Source organism: Streptococcus oralis (assembly GCF_001579175.1).
Classification (GTDB): Bacteria; Bacillota; Bacilli; order Lactobacillales; family Streptococcaceae; genus Streptococcus; species Streptococcus oralis_O.
This window is the reverse complement of the sequence record NZ_KQ970786.1, coordinates 1-235: the sequence shown is the minus strand read 5'-3', so window position 1 is coordinate 235 and position 235 is coordinate 1. Positions and strand designations below refer to the sequence as shown.

1 protein-coding gene is annotated in these 235 nt (G+C 40.4%); it reads left to right on the top strand.

The window, feature by feature from the left end; all coding sequences use genetic code 11:
* Window positions 1-235, top strand: a 235-nt coding sequence (locus SORDD24_RS10650) for a Spy0128 family protein (protein WP_155720164.1), incomplete at both ends; no start/stop codon positions are given.

Genomic DNA, 235 nt, shown 5'->3' with positions numbered 1-235 from the left:
GTAGAAGTTACAGACGATGGTGAAGGAAATCTTACTGCCAACGTAACATACCCAGCGGACAAAGAATTCAACAACAGCTACGGAGCTTCAAAAACTCCAGCTACTCTTGCCGTTAAGAAAACACTTACTGGTCGTGAGTTAAAAGCTGATGAGTTTGAATTTACTTTGACAGACCAAGATGGTAACGTGAAAGAAACAGTCAAGAATGACAAAGATGGAAACGTTAAGTTCTCAG